This is a genomic window from Bilophila sp. (assembly GCF_057864385.1).
In genome coordinates this window covers 1-9,479 of sequence record NZ_DBMAFI010000102.1, presented here as the reverse complement: position 1 = coordinate 9,479, position 9,479 = coordinate 1, and the positions used below count along the sequence as shown (strand labels likewise).

Annotated in this window: 6 protein-coding genes; 4 read left to right on the top strand and 2 right to left on the bottom strand. The window is 42.9% G+C overall.

Going from position 1 to position 9,479, the window contains the following annotated elements:
* Nucleotides 1-118 precede the first annotated feature (118 nt).
* Together ACZM8Y_RS17155 and ACZM8Y_RS17150 are read right to left on the bottom strand one after the other, a co-directional pair.
* Nucleotides 119-1,636, bottom strand: coding sequence for a hypothetical protein (locus ACZM8Y_RS17155; protein ID WP_489501925.1), 1,518 nt, complete (start codon nucleotides 1,634-1,636; stop codon nucleotides 119-121).
* A gap of 111 nt (nucleotides 1,637-1,747) precedes the next feature.
* A complete protein-coding gene (locus ACZM8Y_RS17150) occupies nucleotides 1,748-2,446 on the bottom strand; it encodes a lysozyme inhibitor LprI family protein (protein ID WP_489501924.1) in 699 nt (232 codons plus the stop codon).
* A gap of 153 nt (nucleotides 2,447-2,599) precedes the next feature.
* Here ACZM8Y_RS17150 and ACZM8Y_RS17145 point away from each other — a divergent pair, with 153 nt between their 5' ends.
* From ACZM8Y_RS17145 to ACZM8Y_RS17130, 4 genes are all read left to right on the top strand, one after another.
* Nucleotides 2,600-3,124 carry a helix-turn-helix domain-containing protein gene (locus tag ACZM8Y_RS17145; protein WP_489501923.1) on the top strand — a complete coding sequence of 175 codons (525 nt, stop codon included), beginning with the start codon at nucleotides 2,600-2,602 and terminating at the stop codon, nucleotides 3,122-3,124.
* 420 nt (nucleotides 3,125-3,544) lie between these two features.
* Nucleotides 3,545-5,140: a class I SAM-dependent DNA methyltransferase gene (locus ACZM8Y_RS17140; protein ID WP_489501922.1), complete on the top strand. Its 1,596-nt coding sequence runs from the start codon at nucleotides 3,545-3,547 to the stop codon at nucleotides 5,138-5,140.
* Nucleotides 5,140-6,282, top strand: a complete 1,143-nt coding sequence (locus tag ACZM8Y_RS17135) for a restriction endonuclease subunit S (RefSeq protein WP_489501926.1) — start codon at nucleotides 5,140-5,142, stop codon at nucleotides 6,280-6,282. The genes ACZM8Y_RS17140 and ACZM8Y_RS17135 overlap by 1 nt, the downstream gene beginning before the upstream one ends.
* Before the next feature lie 9 nt (nucleotides 6,283-6,291).
* Nucleotides 6,292-9,479 (top strand): DEAD/DEAH box helicase family protein (locus ACZM8Y_RS17130; RefSeq protein WP_489501921.1); only part of this gene is annotated, 3,188 nt, incomplete at its 3' end.

Sequence of the window (9,479 nt, the reverse complement as noted above, 5' to 3'; positions counted from 1 at the left end):
TGACAATGGCACTTTTTGCCAGATTCCATGTCAATGGAAGCTGGAAAGATATTGCGTCATTATTTAGTTGACACCCTCAAAAATTTAATATTCTTGATCATATCAATTTATCCTTATTTTAAAATCCGAAAAAATTTGCTATACTCGAACAAGCATTTTGAATGCCATGCATTACAGTTTTTCCCGCAGCAGCAATATTATCCCCTATTTTTTTAGTTTTTTCCCAAGCACTATCACGAAGTTTTTGAGCCCCCGCACAAACAGCTCTCCCTACAGTTGATCCTGTTATATAACCTAACGTTCCTCCCACAAATCCTCCTATAGCCGCTCCTATTGGACCTAAAATGGCTCCTATAGTCGCTCCAACAGTAGATCCCTTTATGGAGCTTACAGTTCCTGCAACAACTGCGCATGCACATTGCTCTATTTCGCGTACGCCATCACCGATACTTATTTCATTTTGAGCGACCTTATAAGCTATACATGCGCTATCGACAGCTGTACTGGCGATCATACCGATTGTAGTTGGATTTTTGAGTATGACAGGGGGGAAAGGTATAGGAGGTAAAGGCAAGGGTGTAGTTGGGATGACATTGTAAATTTTTTCTGGAATATGACGTTCAATATAAACTTTCAATGCTCCTGCCACAGCACAAGTGGCTCCACTTTTAGCTCCAACTCTTATAATAGATTCTGCTATTTCATCACTATGTATTTCTTTATCGTCTATGATACAATTAGCAAATGCAAAAGCTCCTCCCACTGCGGCTCCTTGCAACCCTGCAATTCCAGCCTGTTTTCCAAGGTATAATGCAAGCTTTTTATTGGTATAATTATTCCACAATTTTTTAGGAATTATACCGGATTGCTGAATATTTTCTTGTTCTTTTTTTATTTCTTCTACAGCAATAGAAGTACTTTCTACGCCATTTTGCTTAATTTTTGAATCACTAGTTCCATTTTGAGCATGGCCATCGGGAACAAGACGTTCCTGCCCAGTATAATCTCCAGCCTCAAAAGCCTTATTGGAAGCACCCGGATTTGAGTAGCATTTAGCCTGTACAAGTTGTACTGTTGTTCCTTTTTTATCGAATATAGCTATATCCGCAGAATTTTTTTCATAGTTTGTACCTGGAACAGGGCGAAGCACTTCTGCACGATAATCGTTACCCTTGAGTGCTGCATCCATATTAAATGATGCCACATGTTCAGATTCAAATAAATATCCAAACAAATTAGGATTGTTATTTATATTTCCATCACGGGTTGTAATTGTTTGCGCTAAATCTTTATTGGCTTCTGAAATAGCAATATCTATGCTAGATAAATAAGATCCATATTGAATAGCATTCATACCTTTAGAGCTCGCTTCTAATTCCTTTTCAAGCCAGCTCTCTTGGGCCATTCCTTTTGATATTTCTATATGTAGTGATTCTTTTTTATCGTTATAAATTTGAATAGTAGCAATGGCATCACTAGAAAATTCTATACATTTATCATCAGATAGCTGTGGTAATTCTTTTTTTAATTTATTAGTTAGCCATACTTCATCACTCTCCGATCCATTTTTTAGAGAATAATCGTTAAGCCATTGGGTGAGTAGCTCTTGTATTTCTGCATAATCTTTAGTGTGCACACGCCTCTCCTTTTACAAATAAATTTATCAATTCTATTAGGTAACCTAATGCAATCTACACTTAAAAAAGATGAAAAAATTTTACTGGCAATAGGGGGATATGAATCAGCCTCAAAAAGTATCCAATATATCCTTGAGCCAGCTTACACGCCGTGCCGTCATTTCGAGCCGCCAGCCTGTCGTGATAAGGCCAGCGGAAGTTCCCCCAAGGACAGACATCATCGTGTCGCATGAACCTTCCCGATATTTGAGCCATGCCCGTTGGGAATCACGCAACAAGATCTTTTGCTTCTCATCCATTGCCTGCATTGTTTTTTTGTACGTGGCGTTGAGAAGAGCTTCCATGCGTTCATCTTCCGCAGCCAGGCAGTCCTGCATGGCTACGGTGACACCACCGCTTTTCTCCATACACTGGGCGTATTCCGTACTGAGCAGGGAATTCTGCGTGGAAGCATTTCCTTCGGTATGCTGCTCTATGACATGTCCGCTTTTGTATACTTCCATCCGTGAACATTCTTCACCGTATACATTCCAGAATTGTTGGACATCGTAATTTACTGAAACCCGGTTGCCTTCCTCTCCCAGTTCCTGATCAAGCTGATCAGGATCGGCAAGCATGAAAACGGACTCTCCAGAATCAAGCTGGAATGCGCCGTAACACATATCTCCACACTGTGAGCCCTTGTAGACTCCAGTGAGGGTGCCGCTATCCAACACCTTGGATGGGCATAATGCCTCTGAGTCTGCATAAGCATTGGGTGTGAGGCAGAGCAGCACAAGAAAAGGCCCTATCCATTTGGGAGTCCTCATACATCCTCCTGCAATTATTTCAGCTAGTCGGTTTTATTGGATTCTATCCAGCATAATACCAAGGAGTTTTTGTAAAATTTTCTTTATGGATATATAAGGCGTAGCCTTTTTAATCGTCTAGCTTTTTTTAATGCTTCCGTCAAATATGAAAAGATGGAAGAATTAAAACAAATACTTGCGAGAATATTCCGTGAATACCGCAGACAATCGGGATATTCCCAATGGAAACTATCTATTCTTGCCGAGATCCATCCTCGGAGTATCCAAAAGATCGAGGGGGGAGAGCTCCAGCCGGGGGTGATGCTTGCAGTACGGCTTGTCTCCGCAATGGGGAGCAATGTCGGCTTCTTTTTTGCCGACTTAGCTAAGGAAGCGAGTTTGATGCGGCACGAGATCATGCCCCGGCTATGGCAAGAAGTAGATGAAGAAGAGGCATGGAAGGAGTGCAAATGCCTATTTGGACCATTTTTCAGGCAAATCCGCATCGCTAACGGGATCACACAACAGGCTATCAGTGATGCAACAGGCTACACACTCCGAAATATCCTTAATACGGAGAAAGGTCGTCAAGAACCTGCCGTTATGACAGCCCTGAGTATGGTCGCTGTGACAGGAGTAGATATAAGCATATTTTTTAATAGACTAGCTTACATCCAAAATAAATTGGAAAACAAATAATGATGTAAAATTCATAGTTGCTAAAGAGCATTTAATGCTATTAAAACTCAAAAACAATTAGGACAAGCAGCCAATAACTATATCAAATTATCAATTAAACCTGTAAACATCGAAGACTGTGCAATCAAATAAAACCTCACTCTTCACTTATTTAAATAATTTTTATAATAAATTGTATATATCTCTTTCATTTTTATCTGAATATTGCGGTTTATTTTCTATGAAATCCGATGGTATTAAAACTTCAAACATTGGATGCTAATGCCTTCCTTTAGGAAGCATTAGGATTCACATACTGTTACTTTTCTTTTTACCTAATTCGTTAAAAAATCATTAAACAGAAAGATGCCGTCACCCTTTGGGATGTACGGCATTTTTCTGTCACACAATAATATATTTAATATATTGAAATAACTTACTTTGACCACAACTGCGCTTTCTGATAAAAAACGAAATACTTGTGACTGGCTTGGAGCCAATGCGCTCTTCTTCCATTACTTTTTGTCAAAGCGAAATCTGATGATCACAGGCGAATTAAAAAATAAAGTCGATGCGTTATGGACGGAGTTCTGGACGGGTGGACTCGCCAATCCTTTGGACGTCATTGAACAGATAACCTATCTGATGTTCATCCATGACCTTGATGAGGTGGATACGCGCAAGGAAAAGGAATGCGTCATCCTCGGCATCCCTCATGAGAGTCTTTTTCCTGAAACTGTGAAGCTCGGAGAGCGCGAGGTAAGGGGAAACGATCTCCGGTGGTCCGTTTTCCGGGACAAGCCCGCAAGTGCCGCTTATGAAACGGTTCAGATGGATGTCTTTCCTTTTATCAAGACGCTGCACTCCGACAAAAACAGCGCCTACTCAAAGTACATGGGAGATGCGATCTTCAAGATTCCGACTCCCCAAAAGTTGAGCCAGATCATCGACAAGCTCGAAGGCGTGTATGAGCTTCTGAAAAAAGAACCTGACAAGGATGCACGAGGGGATCTCTACGAATATCTCCTCTCAAAAATTGCAACGTCAGGAACAAATGGACAATTCCGTACTCCCCGGCACATCATCCGCATGATGGTAGAACTTCTGGCCCCTATTCCTGAAGATCATATTTGCGATCCTGCTTGCGGCACAAGCGGTTTCCTTGTGGAGGCGGCTCATTATCTGAAAAAGGAACACAAGGATGCCATCTTTTACAATAAAGAACGGAAGGCGCATTTCAACAATACGATGTTCACGGGCTACGACATGGATAGGACCATGCTCCGCATCGGTGCCATGAACATGATGACCCACGGCATTGAAAATCCCAATATCGCCTACTGCGACAGCCTTTCAGATCAAAACGGGGACAGCGACAAGTACGATAAAATTCTAGCGAACCCGCCGTTCAAGGGAAGCCTGGACTACGATATCGTCTCGGCAAACATCCTTAAGGTTTGCAAAACGAAAAAAACGGAACTCCTTTTCCTTGCGTTATTCCTTCGGATGCTGAAGGTCGGCGGGCGTTGCGCTTCCATCGTGCCGGACGGTGTGCTGTTCGGTTCGTCCACGGCGCACAAGGCTCTCCGCAAAGAACTTATTGAAAAGAACCGCCTTGAAGCGATTATTTCCATGCCTTCAGGCGTCTTCAAGCCATATGCCGGGGTTTCCACTGCCGTTGTCATATTCACCAAAACAGGACACGGCGGAACCGATAAGGTATGGTTCTACGATATGCAGTCTGATGGCTACAGCCTTGACGACAAACGGACTCCACTCCAGACGAATGATATTCCCGACATCATCAAGCGGTTCCACAGCCTTAACGCTGAAGATTCCAGAGCAAGGACTGAGCAAAGCTTTTTCGTCCCCAAGCAGGAAATCGTAGATAATGGTTATGATCTTTCCATCAATAAGTACAAGCAGACTGTCTATGTAGAGGAAAAATATCCCTCTACTTCTGAGATCATGAGTGACATTTTGGAGCTTGAGAGTAAGATCGTTGCGGGACTGACGGACTTGGAGAAGATGGTGTGATGCGAAAAAGTAAAACAGTACTTGGGAATATTTGCAAGATTACTATGGGGCAGTCACCAGACTCTTCGACGTATAATACTACAAATATTGGCCTTCCTTTTTACCAAGGAAACGCCGATTTCGGAGAATTGTATCCCAAAACACGTATATGGTGTTCAGAACCTCAGAAGATAGCTGAACCTGAAAATATCTTGCTCTCTGTTCGGGCTCCCATAGGAGCCTTAAATATTGCTAAAGAGAAATGTTGCATTGGTAGAGGGTTAGCAGCAATTACACCGCATAAAAATTTTTGTTTCAATAAATATCTTTTTTATATTCTCAAATATAAATATAATGAACTCAATGCTAGAGGCACAGGTAGTACATTTAAAGCAATTAACAAGTCAATACTAAATAATTTACCAATCGATATTTACTCAATTGACAGGCAAAAAAGAATTGCCGCCATTCTGGACAAAGCCACTGAGCTTATTGCACTGAGAAAGCAACAGATCCAAAAACTCGATTTGCTGGTGAAATCCCGATTTATCGAGATGTTTGGGGATCCTGTAGTAAACTCTCGAAAATGGAAAGTTATATCTATTGTTGATTGCTGTAGTAAAATAACAGATGGAACTCATTTCTCCCCTAAAACCTTTTCGACTGGAAAATATAAATATATAACTGCTAAAAATATTAAAATTGGCGGATTTGACTTTTCAGATATTACATATGTATCAAACGATACTCATAAGGAAATATATTCTCGATGTAATCCTGAGCATGGTGATGTCTTATATATTAAAGATGGAGCAACTACAGGGATAGCAATTGTAAATACTCTTCATGAAGAATTTACACTTCTTTCAAGTGTTGCATTACTTAAACCTAATAAAGCATTAATAAATGCATATTATTTATGTGAAGTTTTTAATAATAAGAATATGTATATAGCCATTCGAAAAAATATGGGCGGTGCAGCAATTACCCGATTAACAATAAAAAAAATAAACGAAATTAAGCTCCCACTTCCACCGCTCCCTCTCCAAGAAGAATTTGCCACCTTCGTAGAACAGGTCGATAAATCAAAATCAACCCTTCAACAAAGCCTCGAAAAACTCGAACTCAACTACAAGGCCCTGATGCAAACCTATTTCGGATGAGGTTCCAGCATGACCAATTTCGATTTTCTGAAAGAGCAGAAACAATTTTCCAGCTTTGCCAACACCGCTATCGCCGCAGAAAGAATCTTTTCCATTGATGTCGCCTCGTGCGCGATCAACTGCCGCAAAGCGATGGAGCTGGCGATCAAATGGATGTATTCGGTGGATACGTCTCTGTCGATGCCTTATCAGGAAAAGCTGGTCACGCTCCTCAATACGGAAGGATTTCAGAAAATCGTCGGTCGGGAAATCCTCAAGCGCCTGAATTTTATCCGTGCCCTGGGCAACAATGCCGCTCACAGTACCCGCGCCATCAGCAAGGAGCAGGCACGGTATGCACTGGAAAATCTGTTCGTTTTCCTCGATTTCGTTGACTACTGCTATGGCAAGGGCGATGAGGAACGTGAGTTTGATTCTTCCCTTTTGGAGCAGGAACAGGCTGTGCCGTCTTCGGTTCAGGCTGATGCTGCGGATGTAACCATTGAGCAGCTTAAGGCGGAAAACAAGGCGTTGCGGGAGCAGCTCACCGCAAGGCGCGACCACCAGAAGCAGACGTATGTTCAGAAGCCGCTGGATCTCTCTGAATACGAAACCCGAAAGGTTTATATTGATACGCTGCTGACAGATGCCGGATGGGTGCGGGGGCAGGATTGGGAAAGTGAGTATCCTTTGGAAGGGATGCCCAACAAAGCGGGCGTAGGGTACGCGGATTATGTCTTGTTTGGGGATGATGCCAAGCCCTTGGCGGTCATTGAGGCCAAAAGGGTGTGTAAGGATGTCGCCGCAGGACGGCAGCAAGCCAAATTATACGCGGATCTTCTTGAAAAGAAATTCGGTCGGCGTCCAATCATTTTTCTCACCAATGGTTTCGATACGCATATGTGGAACGACCGATACTACCCGGAACGGGTGGTATCCGGCGTGTACTCCAAGCGCGATCTGCTCAAGGAATTCAATAAGCTGGATTCCCGTTCCAGTTTGAAGAACATCCTCATACGTGAAGCCATTACCAACAGGTACTACCAAAAGGAAGCTATCAAGGCCATTTGTCAGGCATTTGATAGCGGCAACCGACGCAAGGCGCTGCTCGTCATGGCGACGGGCAGCGGCAAAACCCGTGTGGTCATTTCCTTGGTGGATGTCCTGCTCCGTTACGGCTGGATCAAGAATGTCCTGTTCCTGGCAGACCGGACGAGCCTCGTTGTGCAGGCAAAACGGGCTTTCTCCAATCTTCTTCCCGATCTGTCCATTACGAATCTCTGTGAGGACAAGTCCAACTGTACGGCACGGGGCGTCTTTTCCACCTATCAGACCATGATGAACTGCATTGACGAAGCTAAGGACGAAGATGGTGGAAAAGTGTTTACCTGTGGGCACTTCGATCTCATCATCGTTGATGAGGCTCATCGAAGCATTTATAAAAAATATAAAGATATCTTTACCTATTTTGATGCCCACATCGTAGGGCTTACTGCGACGCCCAAAGACGAAATCGACAAGAACACCTATGAAATCTTTGAACTGGAATCCGGTGTTCCTACATACGGCTATGAATTGGCTCAGGCCGTCCGGGATGGGTTCCTCGTTGACTTTCATTCCGTGGAGACTCGCCTGAAATTCATGGAATCAGGCATCACGTATGATGAACTCTCCGAGGAGGAGAAAGCCGAATTTGAGGACTGCTTTACGTCCGAAAATGGGGAAATCCCCGAGCGGATCGACAGTGCCGCCCTCAATGAGTGGGTTTTCAACATCGATACCATCCGCCAAGTGCTGGATACGCTTATGGCGCACGGCATCCGCGCTGATTTCGGCAAGAACGTGGGGAAAACCATCATCTTTGCCAAGAACCACAAGCACGCCGAAAAAATTGTGGAAATTTGGAATAAGGATTACCCGCACTACCCTTCTGGATATTGTCGGGTCATCGACAATCAGACCAATTATGCCCAAAGTGCCATTGACGATTTTTCAGACAGGCAAAAACTACCGCAAATCGCTGTTTCCGTGGATATGCTGGATACCGGCATAGATGTGCCGGAAGTTGTCAACCTTGTTTTCTTCAAGCGGGTTCTCAGCAAGGCCAAGTTCTGGCAGATGATCGGCAGAGGCACACGCCTGTGCCCCGGCCTCTTGGATGGTGAAGACAAGAAGGAATTCCTTATCTTCGACTTTTGCAGCAACTTCTCTTTCTTCAGGGTAGGAGGGAAAAGTGTTGAAGCTCCGGTTCAAAGCTCCATACAAGAGCAGGTTTTTAACCTGAAAGCCCAGATTATTTTCAAGTTACAGGAATTAGAATTCCAAACGGATGAACTAAGAGCTTTTCGTTCTACACTGGTAAATGAGCTGGTTGCCAAAGTCCGTGAGCTCAAAAGAGAACATTTTGCGGTGCGCCTGCATGTAAAATATGTGGATCTCTATGCTGATCCACAATCTTACGAGAGGCTTTCCTACGAAAATATTTTGCAAATCGCTGAAGAACTAGCTCCATTGATTCAACCTGATTCCGATGAAGCCAGCGCACAGCGTTTTGATGCGCTGATGTATGGTATCGAACTAGCGTATCTAACAGGAAAAAGCTATACAAAAGGGCGGTCTGATCTTGTAAAAAAAGTGCGCTCCCTTTCTAAATTGGCTACAATTCCCGATGTATTTGCTCATAAAGAAATGATAGAAAGTATACTCCATACGGACATGTTAGAACGAGCTGAAATCAATGTATTTGAACATATTCGCAATACCCTTCGTGAACTAATGAAATACATCCCTAAAAGGGAACAGGTTCTGTACGAGACGCATTTTTCGGATAAATTACTTTCTATTGAGTGGAAAGAGTCCGAACTTGAAAATGATGACCTTCAGAATTATAAGATGAAAGTCAGCTTTTATATTCGACAACACCAAGATAATCCTGCAATTGCCAAATTGCGAGGGAATATTCCACTGACGGTTTCTGATATTGCTATTCTTGAAGATATCCTCTGGAATGAACTCGGATCAAAGGAAGAGTATGAAAAAGAGTATGGTTCAAAACCTCTTGGAGAACTTGTTCGAGAAATCGTAGGAATGGACATACAGGCTGCCAAAGCTGCTTTCTCTCACTATTTGGATGAGGTTCAGCTTGATCCTCGGCAAAGCTATTTTGTAAACCAGATTATTGAATATATTGTTCAAAATGGTATAATGAAAGATCTATC